Raw genomic sequence first — 15,568 nt, forward strand, 5'->3', positions numbered from 1 at the left:
GATTGTCTCATTCCCGCCGTTCGGGCGGCAGGGGCAGGGGGGGCTCACCACTGCCCGGTTTCCATGCGGATCGCCACTTCGCAGTCGTCAAAAATCTCCAGCTTGGCAATCTTCACCCGCACGCCCAGCACGCCGGGCAGCTGCATCAGGCGGTTGGCCAGCTTGCCGATCAGGCTCTCCAGCAGGTTCACATGCTCGGCCGTGCACTCGTCGATGATGATCTGGCGCACACGGCGGTAGTCCAGCACATGGCCGATGTCGTCGTCGCGCGGGGCCAGCGGCTGCACGCCCAGGCTCAGTTCGGCATCCACCTGGATGGGCTGCGGGTCGGTCTTTTCGTGGTCGAGGATGCCCAGGTTGGCGTCAAAGCGCAGTCCGGTGAGCGTGAGGATCTGGGTGCCAACAGCGTGGGTCATGGAAAAAGGTCCTGGCTTGGGTGGGCCTGTTTGTGTACATGTACGTGTGTGCGGGCGCTCACATCAGCGAAAAATCGCGGTCAAACTTCATCAGGTGCTGGCCACCATCCACCAGCAGCGTGGTGCCGGTGATCGACCGGTTCTCCAGCGCAAACTTCACGGTGGCAGCCACGTCCTCGGCAGTGGATGAGCGGCCCAGCGGCGACAGAGCATGCAGCTGCGCAAACTTGTCGTCGCTGAGCATGTGGCTGGTGAGCGTGAGACCCGGCGCCACGCCCACCACCCGCACGCGCGGCGCCAGCGCCAGGGCCAGCATGGTGCCCGCCGCCTCCAGCGCGGCCTTGGAGAGCGTGTAGCTCACAAAGTCGGGGTTCTGGTTCCAGAGCTTCTGGTCCAGCAGGTTGACCACAGCGCCCTGCGCGTCGGCCTCGCCCGCTGCGGCACGCTCGGCAACATGTTGGTGCAGCGCCTGGGCCAGCAGCACGGGGGCGGCGGTGTTGCTGCGCATATGCTTTTCCAGCGCGGCAAAGCCAAAGGTCTCGGCGTTGTCGTGCTCGAACAGCGAGGCGCTGTTGACGACCGCGTCCACGCTGCCAAAGTGCGCCACCACGCGGGGCAGCAGCGCGCGCACGGCCGCTTCATCTTCAAAATCTGCATCAAAAAGGGAACTACCGCGCGTCAGTTGGGCGCAGGCAGCTACGGTATCCATAGCATCCTGCTGCGACGAGCGGTAGTGCACCGCCACCTGCCAGCCGCCTGCGGCCAGCGCCAGGGCAATGCTGCGCCCCAGGCGCTTGGCGGCGCCGGTGACCAGCACGGTGCGAGGGCGGGACGGAGGGGGGGAGGGAACCATGTGGGGGACAATGCGGGCCGTGACCCAAAGACCCGACAGTTTAACGACCGCCCTGCACCAGCACATCGCCCAGGCCATCGCCGACGCGGGCGGCTGGCTGGGTTTCGACCGCTTCATGGAACTGGCCCTGTACACCCCGGGCCTGGGCTACTACGCCAACGATTCCACCAAGTTCGGCGCCATGCCCGAGTCCGGAAGCGACTTCGTGACCGCGCCAGAACTCACGCCCTTGTTCGGCCAAACCCTGGCGGTGCAGGTGGGCGAGGCGTTGGCGAAAACAAGTACCGACGAGGTCTGGGAGTTCGGCGCGGGCTCCGGCGCGCTGGCGCTGCAGCTGCTCGATGCCCTGGGCGACTTGGTGCAGCGCTACACCATCGTCGATCTGTCGGGCAGCCTGCGCGCACGCCAGCAGGCCAAGCTGGCGGGGTATGCGCGCAAGGTGCGCTGGGTGGATGCGTTGCCCGACAAGTTCAGCGGCGTGGTGGTGGGCAACGAGGTGCTCGATGCCATGCCCGTGCAGCTTCTTGCGCGCCACGGCGGCCATGCGGACGGCGTGTGGCATGAGCGCGGCGTGGTGGTGACCGAAGACGGCCGCTTTGCCTGGGCCGACCGCCCCACCGACCTGCGCCCGCCCGTCGACATCGAAGGCCCGCAGGACTACCTGACCGAGATCCACGCCCAGGGCGAAGGCTTCATGCGCATGCTGGCCGACCGGCTCACGCGCGGCGCCGCCTTCCTGCTGGACTACGGCTTTGGCGAGAACGAGTACTACCACCCCCAGCGCCACATGGGCACAGTGATGTGCCACCAGGGCCATCTGTCCGATGACAACCCGCTGGTGGCGGTGGGCTTGAAGGACATCACCGCCCACGTGAACTTCACCGCCATGGCCCTGGCCGCGCAGGAGGCGGGCCTGCACGTGCTGGGCTACACCACGCAGGCACACTTTCTCATCAATTGCGGGTTGCTCCCAAAAATGGAGCAGCTAGCGCAAGCCCAGCGGGCGACAGCGGCCAAATTGATCATGGAACATGAAATGGGCGAGCTGTTCAAGGTGCTGGCTCTGGGCGCGGGCGAGCCGTGGGAACCGGTGGGTTTTGTGCACGGGGATCGGTCGCACCGGTTGTGATCTGCCTGGATCGTTTGCTCCTAAAAATGTAGCTTACGACGCTTTATGGATAAGCGCTGGGGGCCGATTTTGCTTGGATTTTTGCCCAGGCTTCGACAGACTCAGTCCGAACGGTTGGAGGAAGGGAGCGCCGTGTCCTTCTCAGCTGCCAGCGTCAGCCCCTCGCTGCGGTCTTTGAGTGCCACGCCCGTGAGGCCCAGGCGCAGCGCTTCCTGGCACAGCCACCACAGCCGCGCGGCTGCCCGCGGGGGGGACAGCCCCTCGGGCCGCACATTGGAGATGCAGTTGCGCTCGGCATCGGTGCGCCCCAGTTGCGGCTGCCAGGTCAGGTAGATGCCCAGGCTGTCGGGCGAACTCAATCCTGGCCGTTCGCCGATCAGCACCGCCACCAGGCGCGCGCCCAGCAGCGCGCCCACCGCGTCGCCCAGCGCCACGCGTGCCTGCCGGGCAATCACCACCGGGCCGGTGTGCCAGCCCGCGGGCGCCTGCTGGCGGATGGCTTCGATGAGCGGCGGCGCCTGCCGCGCCACGGCCAGGGACGAGAGGCCGTCGGCCACCACCAGCAGCAGGTCGATGGGCCTGCGGCCTTCTGCAGACACGGCCTGCAGCGCCTCGGCATCCGCATCGCACAGCTGCCGCCCCAGGTCGGGGCGCAGCAGGTAGGTGGCCCGGTCGGGCGCGGCGCTGTGCACCTGCCGCGTGGCGCAGCCCAGCGCATGGATCTGCGCGGCCAGCGCATCGGCGTCCAGCGGAATGTGCACTGCATCGCGCGCCTGCGCATGGGCCAGGCCAAAGCGCAACAGCTCGGCCGTGGGCAGCGCAGCACCTGCGCGGCCCAGCGCCAGGCGGGCCTGGGTGTGGGCGCGCAGGTCGGACCAGGGGTCAGGGGGGATGCCTTGTGGAGATGGAGGCTTGTCCGTCATGCGCCGATCCTCCATTGCCGCAGTTGGGTCAGAGCCGGGTGATGGGCCGCAGAGGGCAGCAGACGCCCGCTGGCATCGGTGATCTGCAAGCGCTCCAGCCACGCCGCAAACTCCGGCGCGCAGCGCAGGCCCAGTACCTCGCGCAAGTACAGCGCGTCGTGGAACGAGGTGCTCTGGTAGTTGAGCATGATGTCGTCCGCCCCCGGAACGCCCATGATGAAGGTCAGGCCCGCCGTGCCCAACAGGGTCATCAGCGTGTCCATGTCGTCCGAGTCGGCCTCGGCGTGGTTGGTGTAGCAGACATCGCAGCCCAGCGGCACACCCAGCAGCTTGCCGCAGAAGTGGTCTTCCAGGCCCGCGCGGATGATCTGCTTGCCGTCGTACAAATACTCCGGCCCGATGAAGCCGACCACCGTGTTGGTGAGCAGCGGCGAGAACGCGCGCGCCACGCCATAGGCCCGCGCCTCGCAGGTCTGCTGGTCCACGCCGTGGTGCGCGTTGGCCGACAGGGCACTGCCCTGGCCGGTCTCGAAATACATCACGTTGTCGCCCAGGGTTCCACGCCGTAGCGACAGTGCGGCATCGCGGGCTTCCTTCAGCAGCGCGAGCGAAATGCCAAAGCCCGCGTTGGCCGCCTCGGTGCCTGCAATCGACTGGAACACCAGATCCACCGGTGCACCTTGCTCCACCATCTGGATGGTGTTGGTCACATGGGTCAGCACGCAGGCCTGTGTGGGAATCTGCAGCGTGGTGATCACCTCATCCAGCATGTGCACCAGCCCGGTGAGGGCGGCAATGCTGTCGGTGGCCGGGTTCACGCCGATCACCGCATCGCCCGCGCCGTACAGCAGGCCGTCGATCATCGACGCCGCGATGCCGCGCAGGTCATCCGTCGGATGGTTGGGCTGCAGCCGAACGGCCAGGTGGCCGGGCAAGCCGATGGTGTTGCGAAAGTGCGTGACGACGCGGCACTTGCGCGCCACGGCGATCAGGTCCTGATTGCGCATGAGCTTGCTCACCGCCGCGGCCATCTCGGGCGTGATGCCGGGCGCCGCGGCGGCTAGCAGTGCGCTGTCGGTGGCGTGGTCCAGCAGCCAGTTGCGGAAGTCGCCCACGGTGAGGTGGGCAATGGACGCAAACGCAGCGGCATCGTGGGTGTCGATGATGAGGCGGGTGACCTCGTCGCTCTCGTAGGGGATGAGCGCTTCGTTCAGAAAGCGGCGCAGGGGCACATCGGCCAGGCACAGGCGGGAGGCCATGCGCTCCACGGCCGAGGTGGCGGCCACGCCCGCCAGTGCGTCACCCGATCGCATCGGCGTAGCCTTGGCCAGCATGTCGCGCAGGCCGTTGAACTGCCAGCGTTGGCCGCCCAGGATGACGTGGTCGTTGCCTGCCATGGTGGTGATCGTGTCCTTGAAGCCGCTGCAAGACGGCGGGAGCGCAGCGCCTGCCGTGCCGCATTCTCGCGCGATGCCGGCCCATGCGTAAACCGCTGCGCCTACACTTGCGCCACCATGATCCGCTGGTTCCTCGTCATCTTCCTGGCCCTGATGCTGATCAGCTGGCTCTCGCCGCTGCTGCGCCGCATGGGCTTCGGGCGCCTGCCGGGGGATCTGCGGTTCCGGTGGGCGGGGCGTGACTGGGACGTGCCGCTCGCGTCCACCCTGCTGCTGAGTTTTGTGGTGAGCCTGCTGGCGAAGTGGCTCTGAGCCGCGCCAGCCGCAGGTTCGCCGCGGCCTTCAGTCGCCTGCGGCCCGCAGCGCGGTCAAAAAGCTCCTGCGCCACCAGTGCACATCGTGCTCGCGGATGCGTGCCATGAGCTTCTGGTGCCGCGCCTGCCGCTCGGCCAGCGGCATCTGCAACGCCTGCTGAATGCTGTCGGCCATGCCCTGGGTGTCGTAGGGGTTGACGAGCAATGCTTCCTTGAGCTGCTCGGCAGCGCCTGCAAAGCGCGACAGCACCAGCACGCCGGGATCTTCCGGGTCTTGCGCCACCACATATTCCTTGGCCACCAGGTTCATGCCGTCGCGCAGCGGCGTGACCAGGCCCACGGCGGCGGCGCGGCACAGGCCCGGCACGCGCTTGCGGGCCACCATGCGGTGGATGTAGCGCACCGGCATCCAGTCCAACTCGCCATAGTCGCCGTTGACCGATCCGCACAGGCCTTCCAGCTCCTGGCGCAGGTCGGCGTAGGCGTTCACGTCGTCGCGGGTGGGTGACGCGATCATGATGAGTGTGGCGCTGTCACGGTTTTCGGGGTAGCGGTCCAGCAGCTCGCGGAAGGCGCGCACGCGCTGGGGAATGCCTTTGGAATAGTCCAGCCGGTCAATGCCCATGAGCAGCCTGCGGCGCGAGTACTCGGCACGCATGTTTTCGTAGGTCTCCATCGCATCGCTGGCGTGGGTGAGCCGGGTGAACTCATCCACGTCGATGCCGATGGGAAAGGCCTGCACGGCCACAGTGGCGCCAAAGGCGCGCACGCGCGTGTCGTCCACTTCTTCCGCGCTGCCTTCGTTGCGCACATAGCGCTTGAAGTGCGATACGTCGGCTTCGCTTTGCAGGCCGACCAAGTCATATGCAAACAGCGAGCGCATGAGCCACTCGTGCTGCGGGATGGCCGCCATGATGAGCGGCGGCGGCATGGGGATGTGCAGGAAGAATCCCATGCGCTGCTTGCAGCCCATGGCGCGCAACTCCGCCGCCAGCGGAATCAGGTGGTAGTCGTGAATCCAGATCGTGTCGTCGTCGCGCAGCAGCGGCAGCAGCTTGCGGGCAAACAGGTGGTTCACCCGCCGGTACCCCGCGATGTAGCTGGCGTTGAAGTCCGCAAGGTCCAGGCGGTAGTGGAACACCGGCCACAGCACGCTGTTGCTGTAGCCGTGGTAGTAGGTGTGGTGGTCTTCGGCGCACAGGTCCACCGTGGCCAGAGTCACGGGGCCGGCCTGGCGCGTGTGCAACTCGCCCTCGCCGGGGGTGCCGTCCTCCTGCACATTGCCGCTCCATCCAAACCACAGGCCACCGGTCTGGTTCAGCGCCTCGCCCAGCGCCACGGCCAGGCCACCGGCGGCGGGTTTGCGGGGGTCTGCCAGCCGGTTCGATATCACGACAAGTCTGCTCATCCTGCAATCATCCTTGCAAGGAGCAACATATTGTTGTCGGACACAGCCTCGAATACAGGCTCAAATCACGCTGTCCCAAGGCGCCGAAAGGCGCACCGCAGCATTGATTACGCCCACCATGGAGTACGTCTGCGGGAAGTTGCCCCACATCTCGCGGGTTTCGGCGTGCGTGTCTTCCGACAGAAGGCCCAGCGGGTTGCGCGCCGCGAGCATGCTTTCGAAAATGGCGCGGGCCTCGGCCTTGCGGCCGATGCGGGCCAGCGCGTCGATGCGCCAGAAGGTGCAGATGTTGAAGGCTGTCTCGGGTTTTCCGAAGTCGTCGGCGGCCTCGTAGCGGCGCATGTAGGGGCCATCACACAGGCTTTTTTCCATGGCCTCCACGGTGCTCACAAAGCGGGGGTCCTTCGGGTCAATCAGGCCCACTTCAGCCATCAGCAGCACGCTGGCATCCAGCTCATTGCCGCCAAAGCTTTCGGCAAACGCCTGCCGCGCAGGGCTCCACGACTTTTCGAGGATCTCGGCGCGCATGCGGTCGGCGTGGGCTTGCCAGTAGTTGGCTCGGTCTGGCAGCTGCAGTGCCACGGCCACTTTGGCCAGCCGGTCGCAGGCGGCCCAGCTCATCAGGGCGGACGACGTATGCACGCGCGCGCGGGTGCGCAGCTCCCACATGCCGGCGTCAGGCTGGCCGTAAACGCGCACCGCGTTTTCGCCCACCTGCTCCAGCCGCGTGAACTCGGCCACGCCTGCACGGTGCAGCAGCCGGTGGTCGTGGAACGCCTGCGCAGAACCCAGCACGATGTTGCCGTACACGTCGTGCTGGAAATGCTCGGCCGCCTGGTTGCCCACGCGCACAGGGCCCATGCCCCGGTAGCCTGCCAGCTGCGGCACGATGGATTCGGGCAGGTCTTTCTCCAGCCCGATGCCGTACAGCGGCTGGATGTGGCCGTCGCCGCCTTCGACCACCACGTTGCTCAGCCAGCGCAGGTAGTCCTCCATGGTGCCCACTTCGGAGATGCTGTTGAGCGCGCGCACCACAAAAAACGCGTCGCGCAGCCAGCAGTAGCGGTAGTCCCAGTTGCGCCCGCTGTGGGCCGACTCGGGGATGCTGGTGGTCATGGCGGCCACGATGGCGCCGGTTTCCTCGTACAGCGACAGCTTGAGCGTGATGGCCGCGCGGATCACCGCCTCCTGCCACTCCAGCGGCACGGCCAAGGCGCGGCTCCAACTGCGCCAGTACGACGTGGTCTCCTGCTCAAACAGGCGGGCGGTGTCGGCAATGCCGTCGTGCAGCGTCTCGTCGGCGCCCAGCAGAAAGTTGTGCTCGCGCGTCAGCACAAAGGCCTGGCCCGACAGCACATGCGACACGGGCGCGTCGGTGGACAGGCGCAGCGTCATGTGCTCGCCCACATAGCGGATGTGGTTGCTGCCGCGCGTGATCTCGGGCGCGCTCCGGCCCCAGTCGTAGCGCACCTTCAGCGCCACGCGGATGCGCGGCGCACCCTGGATGACACGCACCCGGCGCACCAACGTCATGGGCCGGAAGTAGCGCGAACGGCTGTAGAAGCGCGGCGCAAAGTCGGTGATCTCCACGCCGTGCCCCGCCTTGTCGAAAAGCTGTGTGCGCAGCACCGCCGTATTGGGCTCATACCATTGATGGGCCGAGGCCAGGCCCTCCAGCTCGATAGCAAAGTGGCTGCCCTCGTCGCCCGGCTGCAGCAAGGCGTTGAACACCGGGTCGCCGTCAAAGCGCGGCAGGCAGCACCACACCATGCGGGCCTGGCTGTCGATGAGCGCGCTGATCGCGCAGTTGCCGATCATGCCCAGTGCAAGCGAGCCGGGCTGGGGGTCTGTGGCGGCGTGGGTGTTCATGCAGATCGCTCCCATTGGGTTCTGGCGGATGAAAGCCAGCCGCGCAGGGCGGCTGGGGTCATGCAGCGGTGCTGTGCGGCGGTAGGGCCTTCACCCACCTTGATGCCCCAGCCGCCCAGCGACTGCACGGCGGCAAAGCCGGCCTCGTCGGTGACATCGTCTCCCACGAACACGGGCATGCGCCCTGCAAACGGGGGCTGGGTCATGAAGTCGATGATGGCCTGGCCCTTGTGGATGCCGCGGGGCTTGATCTCGAACACACACTTTCCGCGCAGCAGCTCCACCCCCTCCAGGCCCTGGATGACGTACAGCAGGGCGTCGTGGCACAGCTCCTCCAGATGCGGGGCCAGCCGGTAGTGCAGTGCCACGCTGGCGCGCTTGGGTTCCACCACCAGGCCGGGGTGCTGCGCGGCCAGCGCCTGGGCCGCGTGCAGCACGGGCGCCAGGTCGGGCGGCTGAATGGCCGGGCGCGCGGGACCTTCGCCCAGGCGGTATTGGGCGCCGTGCTCCGACGCCAAGGGCAGGCGCAGCGGGGCGAGAAAGGTGTCGATGTCCATCTCCCTGCGGCCCGTGACGATGGCCAGGGCCCCGTCGAGGTGGTGGTGCAGGGCGTGGAGGGTGGGCACCAGGCCGGACGCAATCCGCACCGCTTCGGGGCGCGGCGCCATCTCTGTGAGGGTGCCGTCAAAATCAAGGAACAAAGCGTGGGCAGGAGTCAGAAGGGGCAGCAGCTGCATGGGGCAAAACCATAGCAGATTGAAATAAAGCGCAGTAAGGGACCGGGGTGTTTTGCGCGCTTGGTGTGTGCTTGAAAAAACGCCGGGCAACCTGCACCATATCCGACAGCACCCTCTTGCCCGGCCAGGACGTGACGCCTTTGTCACGTAGGCCAAAGGCGCCATCACGCGGCGCCGGTGTCGGTCCCCTTTCTTTCCAACCTTACGGCCCTGCCATCTGTTGTCATGAGTGAAGCCCTGCACATCGTCTGCCCCCATTGCCACACCACCAACCGTGTGAAGGCTGCCGACCTGGGCAAGGCGCCGGATTGCGGGCAATGCCACCAGTGCCTTTTTGCAGGAGCGCCGCTGGAACTGGACGCCACCAGCTTCGACAAACACATTGCGCGCAGCCACATTCCGGTGCTGGTGGACTTCTGGGCGCCCTGGTGCGGGCCATGCCGCCAGATGGCGCCAGCGTTTGCCCAGGCTGCGCGGAACCTGGAGCCGCGCGTGCGCTTGGCCAAGCTCAACACCGAGGACCACCCGGCGCTGGCCGGGCGATACGCCATCCGCAGCATTCCCACCATGGTCCTATTCAAGCAGGGGCGCGAGGTGGCACGCGTCTCGGGTGCTCTGGGCGCTGCGGACATTGCACGCTGGGTACAGACCGCAGTGGATTGAAACCCCCGCGCCTCAGCGCAGGCGCAACACCCGGTCCAGCGACACGCTGCCGGCGCCACGCCCCGCCAGGTACAGCATCAGCCCCGCCCATGACAGGTGGGTGGGCCACGCGTCGGGGTACACAAACACCTGGATGACCAGCGTCATGCCCAGCAGGGCCAGCGCCGACAGGCGCGTGAGCAGGCCCAGCAACAGCAGCACTGGGAACACATGTTCGGCCACTGTAGCCATCTGCGCTGCCAGATCGGGCGGCAGCACGGGCAGCCGGTACTCGTCGCGAAAAAGCGCATAGGCGCTGTCGGAAATGGTGAACCAGCCTTCAACTTTGGTGCGGGCCGACAGCCAGAAGATGCCGGCAAGAGCAACGCGATTGACCAGGGCCAGCAGGCTGTGCGGGGTGAGCCAGGCGGCAGCATCGGTCAGCCGTCCCAACCAGCTGCGCGTGCCTGGAACTTCGCCAGTGGAGGTCGTCAACGAGGTGGGGGTGGTGTTCATGTTCGCTCTACAGTCATGTATTGGTGGGATGGCACAGCGCCCCGGAATCGAGCAAGGTGCCCAGCAGCTGTGCAAAGTCCGTGTGCGGGCCGGCGGCCAGTGCCTGGGTGGCTGCGGCTTCTAGTGCCAAGCCTGCGGCGCAGGCGTTGAGAAAAACGCAGCCGGCCCGAGGCAGCGCATGCCATGCCACGGCAGCTCCTGGGCGGGTCAACAGGCCGCCATCGCCCTCCCAGGACAACGCCTGTGGCACCGGCGCGCGGTCGCGGTGGTGCTGCCACAGCGCGTAGGCCGGGTGCTCATCGCACCACGCCCAGCGCGCAGCAGGGTGGGGTCGCAGGCGCAACGAGGCCAGGTCCTCAGGGCGTTGGTGGGCCCACCAGCTGCGGTCCACGGCGGGGGCGTCGGCGGCCAGGTGGCATTCGGTCCAGCAGCGGTCCAGGCGCGCCACCGCGGGCAGATAAGGCAGTGCGACGGCGGGCGCAAACCCGGCCAGAAAGTCGGCAAACCCAGCGCCATAGTCCATCAGCCGACCATCACGAGGCGGGTGCGCGCGCGCATGCACTGCAGCGGCCGCGCGGAACCAGTCCTCGCCCACCAGCTGGCACACGGTGGGGTAGCTGGCCTGCAGTGCGTCGATGCAGGCCTTGATCACGGTATTGCGGTACACGGCAAACCCAGGCTGGGCCTGAAGCGCCTGCAACCATGGCGTGGGCGCGGCATGGCCGAGCAGCGCGGCAGAGAAGCCGTCTTGAAAGACGCTCAGTTGCATACGGCCTCCGCAGGCTGCGCTGCGGCCAGCACGCCGTGGGCCCGATCACGCTCGGCCACCAGGTCGTTGAAGGCGGGCAGTTGGTCGTCGCGTTCGATCAGTGTGGGGATGGGGCCCGTGCGTGCAGTGACATGTTCGTACAGTGCCCACACCGCAGCCGCTACCGGTGCGTCGTGGCTGTCGATGAGCAGGTCAGGGCCATGCACGGGGTCGGCGTGATGGCCCGCCAGGTGGATCTCGGCCACTGCCTGCAGCGGAAAGGCGTCCAGGTAGTCGAGTGCGCTAAACCCGAGGTTGTTGGCGCTCACGTGCACATTGTTCACGTCCAGCAGCAGCGTGCAGCCGGTGCGCCGCACCAGCTCGGCCAGAAAGTCCGTCTCGGCCCAGTCGTGACCGTCGATGTGCAGGTAGTGCGTGGGGTTCTCGATGGCGATGGCCCGCTGCAGCACGTCCTGCGTGCGCGCGATGTTGTCCGCGATGCGCTGCAGCGAAGCCTGCGTGCGCGGAAAGGGCAGCAGGTCGGGCAAGTACTGCCCGCGCCAGGCAGACCATGCCAGGTGTTCCGAGATGAGCACGGGCTCTATACGCTGTGCCAGCGTCGCCAACCGTGCCAGGTGGCCTGCCTCCGGCGGTGCATCGGCCGCCATCGACAGGGAAACGCCATGCAACGCCACGGGGTGGCGCGCGCGGATGGCTTCGAGCCAGGCCAGGCGCGGGCCACCGTCGGCGAGGTAGTTCTCCGGGTGCACCTCCCACCACAGGCCAGGGGCGCCGCATTGCAGCGCGTCGCCGTAGTGCTGGGGCTTGAGCCCCAGGCCAGCGGTGAGGGTGCACGCAGTCATCGGTCAGGCCTTGATAGGTGCCAGCGAGCCCATGCCCTTGGGCGTCTTGATGGTGGTGCAGGTGCCGGCGGGCACAAACTTCCAGGCGTTGCCCTGGTAGTCCATCTTGGACGTTCCCGCGCAGGTGGTGCCAGGGCCTGCGGCGCAGTCGTTCTTGCCAGCCATCGATACGCCATAGCACTTTTCCATGGCAGGCTTGGCGCCGTCCATGGGGGCGGCGCTGGTTTGGGCCATGGCGGCGCCAGAGGTCAGTGCAGCAAGTGCGAGGGCGCCGAGGCTGAGGGTGCGGGTGGTCATGGTGTGTTTCTCCAAGGGTTGAGAGAGGTTGGATCCGACCGGGTGGCAGGCGCGAAGAGGTCGCGTTGCGTGGCCCGATCTGCGTTGTAATTCGCGCTGTGCAGCCAGGGGGTTACAGCACTGCGCAAAAAATCGTGGCGGCATGCCACCAAAATTCTTGTGGGGCCTGTAACCCATTCGTCACGGCATCCGAATTGCCTTCAGGGGGACACCATGGAGATAGTGGAAGAGCGCCTGCGCGGCTTGTTGCTGCAGGGGCTGGATGCCGATGCAGCCGCCTACCAGCGCTTTTTGAAGGAGTTGAGCGCCCACCTGCGCGCCTTCTTGCGCCGCCGCGACTGGCTGCGCTCGCATACCGCCAAAGAGGCGCGCAATGACCCGCTGGACGATGCGGGCGAGCTGTTTGCCAGCAGCGACAGCGAGGCTGCCGAGGCGCGCCGCGATCTGGGGCAACTGCTGCAGACGCTGCCGGACAAACAGCGTCTGCCGATCGAGTACGTGAAGCTGGAAGGGTTGTCGGTGGTCGAGACGGCCCGCCTCACGGGGCTGTCGGAGTCGGTCGTCAAAGTCGGCGTGCACCGGGGGCTCAAGGCCCTGGCTGCCAAGATCAAAGGAATGGCATGAAAACCGATGAATTGATTCACCTGCTGGCTGCGGATGAGCGGCCCGTGCGGCGCACCGCCATCGAGCAACGGTTTGCAGTGGCCAGCGCCGTAGGCGTTGCCGGCGCTGGAGCATTGATGCTGGCGCTGTTCGGCCTGCGCCCTGATCTGCCGGCGATGATGGCGTTGCCCATGTTCTGGGGCAAGCTGGTATTTGCCGCCGCCCTGGCGGCCGCCGGTCTGGCGCTGCTGCGCCGCCTGGCCCGCCCGGGCATGGCGGTGGGGCACGCCGCCCTGTGGCTGGCCGTGCCGCCGCTGGTGCTCTGGGCCCTGGCCCTGGTGGCACTGGCGCAGGTGCCTGCGGCAGACCGGCTGCCGCTGATCCTGGGGAGCACCTGGCTCAGCTGCCCGTTCAATATCGCGGCGCTGTCGGTGCCTGCGTTGGTGGCCGGGTTCTGGGCGCTGAAAGGTGCAGCGCCCACGCGCCTGGCCTGGGCGGGCGCAGGGGCGGGCCTGCTGGCCGGTGCGCTGGGCGCGTTGGTGTACGCGCTGCATTGCCCGGAGATGGCTGCGCCCTTCCTGGCGGTGTGGTACCTGGCGGGCATGGCCATCCCCACGGCGCTGGGCGCCCTGCTGGGGCCGCGCCTGCTGCGCTGGTAGGCGGTTGTGCTTGCGTGCCGGGCGTGTGCAGCGTGTGATGCATGTGATGCGTGTGATGCGTGTGCAGTGTCATTGGCTGGCTTGTGCGCCCAGCCACTGCGCCACCGCCGCCACGCGAGCCCGGTGGATGAGTCCGCCCACCTGCGGGCCGGTCAGCCCCTTGGCGGCGGCTTGCGCTGCAATGTCGCGCGTGACCACAGCCTGCACGGCACCCAGCACCGCCATCAAACGGGGGCGCTGCGGGTAGGCGGACTCTTCAAACCCCAGCCGCCCGCGCGCATCGCATTCGCAGGCCAGCAGGATGTCGGCAAACCGCGCGGGCTTGCGGATAGCGTCGCAGCGCTCCAGCAGTCGCACCAGGGCAGCGGCAGACAAATCGGTGCTGCGGTGAATATGGCCATGTTCACGCGCCACTACATCGGCCGTCTCGCGGCAGTCCACAGGCACGCGCAGGCGTTCCGCCACGTCTTTCAGCAGCTCGGCACTGCGCTCCTCATGCCCGATGTGGCGCGGCAGCACGTCGGCTGGCGTGGTGCCCTTGCCCAGGTCGTGCGCCAGGCAGGCAAAGCGCACCGTGAGCGGTGCCGATAGCCGCGCCGCCATGTCCAGCACCATCATCAGGTGCACGCCGGTGTCCACCTCGGGGTGGTATTCGGCACGCTGCGGCACACCCCACAGGCGCGCCACCTCGGGCAGCAACACTTGCAGCGCACCGCATTCGCGCAGCACCTCAAACATGCGCGAAGGTTGCTCCTCCATCAGCCCGCGCGCCAGTTCCTGCCACACGCGCTCGGCCACCAAGTGGTCCACCTCGCCATGCGCCACCATCTCGCGCATCAGCTGCATCGTCTCGGGCGCCACGCTGAAGTCGGTGAAGCGCGCCGCAAACCGCGCCACGCGCAGGATGCGCACCGGGTCTTCACGGAAGGCGTCCGTCACGTGGCGCAGCACCCGCGCTTCGATGTCCCGAGCGCCAGAATATGGATCAAAAATGCCTCCAGCGCTTATCCCGTCTGCGCTGGCAGCTATCGCATTGATAGTAAGGTCGCGGCGGGAGAGGTCTTCCTCCAGCGTCACGTCGGGCGAGCTTTGCACCACAAAGCCCCGGTAGCCGCGCCCGCTCTTGCGCTCGGTGCGGGCCAGGGCGTACTCCTCGCGCGTCTGGGGGTGCAAAAAGACGGGAAAGTCGCGCCCCACGGGCAGGTAGCCCTGTGCCAGCATCTGCTCGGGCGTGGCGCCCACCACCACCCAGTCGTGGTCATTCACGGGCCGGCCCAGCAGCTTGTCGCGGACCGCGCCGCCCACCATGTAGATTTGCATCGTCGTAGTTTAGGACGAGGGTCGTATAGTCCCGCCACCATGTCCCTCTCGTCTGACCTCACCATCGCCCAGCTCAACCCCGACGGCAGCGTGCCCGTGCCCACCGCGCCCGATGCAGCGGCCAACGCAGCCGCCGAAGCCCTGCAGCGCGAGGCGCAGTTCGAGGCCCTGAAGGCGCAGGTGGAAGGTTTGCAGGAGATCCTGGCCAAGCCGCTCAACGACATCCTGGCCGAACACGACAAGTTCAAGGAGATGGCCGCCGCATGGGATTCCTTCGGCGCCATGTGGATGCTGTCGCAGCGCGCCATGCGCCGCGTCGCGATGGATCTGGCGGCCACCCAGGGCGTGACTGAGCAAGAGGTAGTGGCCCGTGCGCTGGCCTATGCCAACCAGGTGCTCAACGTGGAAGACGAAGACCTGGGCGGCTCCATCGCTCCCGCCCAGCTGGCCCACATCGCGCGGCACAAGGCGTTTTTGCGCAAGCAGTTTCGGTAACTTGGCAAAGTAGCTGCGGTAGTTTGCATTCTATTGACATAGTTGATACAATTTGAGACAAATCTCGCCGCTGCGGAATGATTATTAACGTAAAAATTTATCTGAATTAAATGCGTAAATTCTTAGTTGCTTCAGTTATTTTTCTAGTATCTTTTGGCGTTCTAGCCCTTGATGAAGCAAGTAGTCGTCCCGCTTCGAATCAGAAGGTGCTGACCTCTGTGATTAATGAGTTGGGACTCAAAGATGCCGATAAGGAGACTAAGGAAGCTCTTCACGAATCGGTTCTGGCAGTGCCGTAGTGATGCCCGAACTAAGACAGCCCTTGCTTTCGAGAATTGATCGCCCCCAGCAGGCGCTGTGCGCGGGCAATTGCCCGGCG

General features: G+C 66.7%; 18 protein-coding genes. 6 read left to right on the forward strand and 12 right to left on the reverse strand.

What is annotated here, in order from left to right:
- Nucleotides 1-44: 44 nt before the first annotated feature.
- Together ACK4HJ_RS20295 and ACK4HJ_RS20300 are read right to left on the reverse strand one after the other, a co-directional pair.
- Nucleotides 45-416, reverse strand: a complete 372-nt coding sequence (locus tag ACK4HJ_RS20295; protein WP_094289013.1) for a dihydroneopterin aldolase — start codon at nucleotides 414-416, stop codon at nucleotides 45-47.
- 58 nt (nucleotides 417-474) lie between these two features.
- On the reverse strand, nucleotides 475-1,269 hold the full coding sequence (locus tag ACK4HJ_RS20300) for an SDR family oxidoreductase (RefSeq protein WP_409834926.1): 795 nt from the start codon (nucleotides 1,267-1,269) through the stop codon (nucleotides 475-477).
- A 10-nt stretch (nucleotides 1,270-1,279) separates the two neighbouring features.
- Between ACK4HJ_RS20300 and ACK4HJ_RS20305 the strand changes: the two genes are divergently transcribed.
- Nucleotides 1,280-2,398, forward strand: coding sequence for a class I SAM-dependent methyltransferase (locus ACK4HJ_RS20305; RefSeq protein WP_409834956.1), 1,119 nt, complete (start codon nucleotides 1,280-1,282; stop codon nucleotides 2,396-2,398).
- 101 nt (nucleotides 2,399-2,499) lie between these two features.
- Here the strand turns inward: ACK4HJ_RS20305 and eutC are convergent, their stop codons facing one another.
- Both eutC and ACK4HJ_RS20315 read right to left on the reverse strand, forming a co-directional pair.
- The gene (eutC, locus tag ACK4HJ_RS20310) at nucleotides 2,500-3,321 is read right to left on the reverse strand and encodes an ethanolamine ammonia-lyase subunit EutC (RefSeq protein ID WP_409834928.1); all 822 of its coding nucleotides are present in this window, start codon (nucleotides 3,319-3,321) and stop codon (nucleotides 2,500-2,502) included.
- Nucleotides 3,318-4,718: an ethanolamine ammonia-lyase subunit EutB gene (locus ACK4HJ_RS20315; RefSeq protein ID WP_409834929.1), complete on the reverse strand. Its 1,401-nt coding sequence runs from the start codon at nucleotides 4,716-4,718 to the stop codon at nucleotides 3,318-3,320. Before ACK4HJ_RS20315 ends, eutC begins: the two co-directional genes overlap by 4 nt.
- Before the next feature lie 117 nt (nucleotides 4,719-4,835).
- Between ACK4HJ_RS20315 and ACK4HJ_RS20320 the strand changes: the two genes are divergently transcribed.
- Entirely contained in the window at nucleotides 4,836-5,030 is a 195-nt protein-coding gene (locus ACK4HJ_RS20320) for a DUF2905 domain-containing protein (RefSeq protein ID WP_409834931.1), read from the forward strand.
- Nucleotides 5,031-5,060: 30 nt separating this feature from the next.
- On the opposite strand, the gene otsA is transcribed toward ACK4HJ_RS20320, so the two are convergent.
- From otsA to otsB, 3 genes are read right to left on the reverse strand one after another with little or no spacing between them, the layout of a single operon-like run.
- Nucleotides 5,061-6,440, reverse strand: a complete 1,380-nt coding sequence (otsA, locus tag ACK4HJ_RS20325) for an alpha,alpha-trehalose-phosphate synthase (UDP-forming) (protein ID WP_409834933.1) — start codon at nucleotides 6,438-6,440, stop codon at nucleotides 5,061-5,063.
- A 60-nt stretch (nucleotides 6,441-6,500) separates the two neighbouring features.
- The gene (locus tag ACK4HJ_RS20330; protein ID WP_409834935.1) at nucleotides 6,501-8,309 is read right to left on the reverse strand and encodes a glycoside hydrolase family 15 protein; all 1,809 of its coding nucleotides are present in this window, start codon (nucleotides 8,307-8,309) and stop codon (nucleotides 6,501-6,503) included.
- On the reverse strand, nucleotides 8,306-9,046 hold the full coding sequence (gene otsB / locus ACK4HJ_RS20335; protein WP_409834937.1) for a trehalose-phosphatase: 741 nt from the start codon (nucleotides 9,044-9,046) through the stop codon (nucleotides 8,306-8,308). The genes ACK4HJ_RS20330 and otsB overlap by 4 nt, the downstream gene beginning before the upstream one ends.
- 225 nt (nucleotides 9,047-9,271) lie before the next feature.
- Between otsB and trxC the strand changes: the two genes are divergently transcribed.
- Nucleotides 9,272-9,709 carry a thioredoxin TrxC gene (gene trxC / locus ACK4HJ_RS20340; RefSeq protein ID WP_409834939.1) on the forward strand — a complete coding sequence of 146 codons (438 nt, stop codon included), beginning with the start codon at nucleotides 9,272-9,274 and terminating at the stop codon, nucleotides 9,707-9,709.
- Between the two features lie 12 nt (nucleotides 9,710-9,721).
- On the opposite strand, the gene ACK4HJ_RS20345 is transcribed toward trxC, so the two are convergent.
- Genes ACK4HJ_RS20345 through ACK4HJ_RS20360 form a run of 4 tightly spaced genes read right to left on the reverse strand, consistent with a single transcriptional unit; the run spans nucleotide 9,722 to nucleotide 12,112 of the window.
- Nucleotides 9,722-10,204, reverse strand: coding sequence for a DoxX family protein (locus ACK4HJ_RS20345; RefSeq protein WP_409834940.1), 483 nt, complete (start codon nucleotides 10,202-10,204; stop codon nucleotides 9,722-9,724).
- 13 nt (nucleotides 10,205-10,217) lie between these two features.
- Nucleotides 10,218-10,973, reverse strand: coding sequence for a putative DNA-binding domain-containing protein (locus ACK4HJ_RS20350; protein WP_409834942.1), 756 nt, complete (start codon nucleotides 10,971-10,973; stop codon nucleotides 10,218-10,220).
- A complete protein-coding gene (locus tag ACK4HJ_RS20355) occupies nucleotides 10,964-11,815 on the reverse strand; it encodes a DUF692 domain-containing protein (protein ID WP_409834944.1) in 852 nt (283 codons plus the stop codon). Before ACK4HJ_RS20355 ends, ACK4HJ_RS20350 begins: the two co-directional genes overlap by 10 nt.
- Nucleotides 11,816-11,818: 3 nt before the next feature.
- Entirely contained in the window at nucleotides 11,819-12,112 is a 294-nt protein-coding gene (locus ACK4HJ_RS20360) for a DUF2282 domain-containing protein (protein ID WP_409834945.1), read from the reverse strand.
- Between the two features lie 213 nt (nucleotides 12,113-12,325).
- Here ACK4HJ_RS20360 and ACK4HJ_RS20365 point away from each other — a divergent pair, with 213 nt between their 5' ends.
- Together ACK4HJ_RS20365 and ACK4HJ_RS20370 are read left to right on the forward strand one after the other, a co-directional pair.
- A complete protein-coding gene (locus ACK4HJ_RS20365; protein WP_409834947.1) occupies nucleotides 12,326-12,736 on the forward strand; it encodes a sigma factor-like helix-turn-helix DNA-binding protein in 411 nt (136 codons plus the stop codon).
- Nucleotides 12,733-13,374, forward strand: coding sequence for an NrsF family protein (locus tag ACK4HJ_RS20370; protein WP_409834948.1), 642 nt, complete (start codon nucleotides 12,733-12,735; stop codon nucleotides 13,372-13,374). The genes ACK4HJ_RS20365 and ACK4HJ_RS20370 overlap by 4 nt, the downstream gene beginning before the upstream one ends.
- A gap of 69 nt (nucleotides 13,375-13,443) precedes the next feature.
- Here the strand turns inward: ACK4HJ_RS20370 and ACK4HJ_RS20375 are convergent, their stop codons facing one another.
- Complete coding sequence (locus ACK4HJ_RS20375) at nucleotides 13,444-14,694, reverse strand: multifunctional CCA addition/repair protein (protein ID WP_409834950.1); 1,251 nt, start codon at nucleotides 14,692-14,694, stop codon at nucleotides 13,444-13,446.
- A 39-nt stretch (nucleotides 14,695-14,733) separates the two neighbouring features.
- Here ACK4HJ_RS20375 and ACK4HJ_RS20380 point away from each other — a divergent pair, with 39 nt between their 5' ends.
- Nucleotides 14,734-15,189, forward strand: a complete 456-nt coding sequence (locus ACK4HJ_RS20380; protein WP_409834952.1) for a hypothetical protein — start codon at nucleotides 14,734-14,736, stop codon at nucleotides 15,187-15,189.
- Nucleotides 15,190-15,568: the final 379 nt, after the last annotated feature.

It is taken from the genome of Acidovorax sp. (genome assembly GCF_046294525.1).
Lineage (GTDB): Bacteria > Pseudomonadota > Gammaproteobacteria > Burkholderiales > Burkholderiaceae_C > Acidovorax.

Bases quoted from the DNA above. Each gene is read 5' to 3' on its own strand.
- ACK4HJ_RS20295 (WP_094289013.1), bottom strand. From the start codon at position 416: ATGACCCACGCTGTTGGCACCCAGATCCTCACGCTCACCGGACTGCGC.
- ACK4HJ_RS20300 (WP_409834926.1), bottom strand. From the start codon at position 1,269: ATGGTTCCCTCCCCCCCTCCGTCCCGCCCTCGCACCGTGCTGGTCACC.
- ACK4HJ_RS20305 (WP_409834956.1), top strand. From the start codon at position 1,280: ATGCGGGCCGTGACCCAAAGACCCGACAGTTTAACGACCGCCCTGCAC.
- eutC (WP_409834928.1), bottom strand. From the start codon at position 3,321: ATGACGGACAAGCCTCCATCTCCACAAGGCATCCCCCCTGACCCCTGG.
- ACK4HJ_RS20315 (WP_409834929.1), bottom strand. From the start codon at position 4,718: ATGGCAGGCAACGACCACGTCATCCTGGGCGGCCAACGCTGGCAGTTC.
- ACK4HJ_RS20320 (WP_409834931.1), top strand. From the start codon at position 4,836: ATGATCCGCTGGTTCCTCGTCATCTTCCTGGCCCTGATGCTGATCAGC.
- otsA (WP_409834933.1), bottom strand. From the start codon at position 6,440: ATGAGCAGACTTGTCGTGATATCGAACCGGCTGGCAGACCCCCGCAAA.
- ACK4HJ_RS20330 (WP_409834935.1), bottom strand. From the start codon at position 8,309: ATGAACACCCACGCCGCCACAGACCCCCAGCCCGGCTCGCTTGCACTG.
- otsB (WP_409834937.1), bottom strand. From the start codon at position 9,046: ATGCAGCTGCTGCCCCTTCTGACTCCTGCCCACGCTTTGTTCCTTGAT.
- trxC (WP_409834939.1), top strand. From the start codon at position 9,272: ATGAGTGAAGCCCTGCACATCGTCTGCCCCCATTGCCACACCACCAAC.
- ACK4HJ_RS20345 (WP_409834940.1), bottom strand. From the start codon at position 10,204: ATGAACACCACCCCCACCTCGTTGACGACCTCCACTGGCGAAGTTCCA.
- ACK4HJ_RS20350 (WP_409834942.1), bottom strand. From the start codon at position 10,973: ATGCAACTGAGCGTCTTTCAAGACGGCTTCTCTGCCGCGCTGCTCGGC.
- ACK4HJ_RS20355 (WP_409834944.1), bottom strand. From the start codon at position 11,815: ATGACTGCGTGCACCCTCACCGCTGGCCTGGGGCTCAAGCCCCAGCAC.
- ACK4HJ_RS20360 (WP_409834945.1), bottom strand. From the start codon at position 12,112: ATGACCACCCGCACCCTCAGCCTCGGCGCCCTCGCACTTGCTGCACTG.
- ACK4HJ_RS20365 (WP_409834947.1), top strand. From the start codon at position 12,326: ATGGAGATAGTGGAAGAGCGCCTGCGCGGCTTGTTGCTGCAGGGGCTG.
- ACK4HJ_RS20370 (WP_409834948.1), top strand. From the start codon at position 12,733: ATGAAAACCGATGAATTGATTCACCTGCTGGCTGCGGATGAGCGGCCC.
- ACK4HJ_RS20375 (WP_409834950.1), bottom strand. From the start codon at position 14,694: ATGCAAATCTACATGGTGGGCGGCGCGGTCCGCGACAAGCTGCTGGGC.
- ACK4HJ_RS20380 (WP_409834952.1), top strand. From the start codon at position 14,734: ATGTCCCTCTCGTCTGACCTCACCATCGCCCAGCTCAACCCCGACGGC.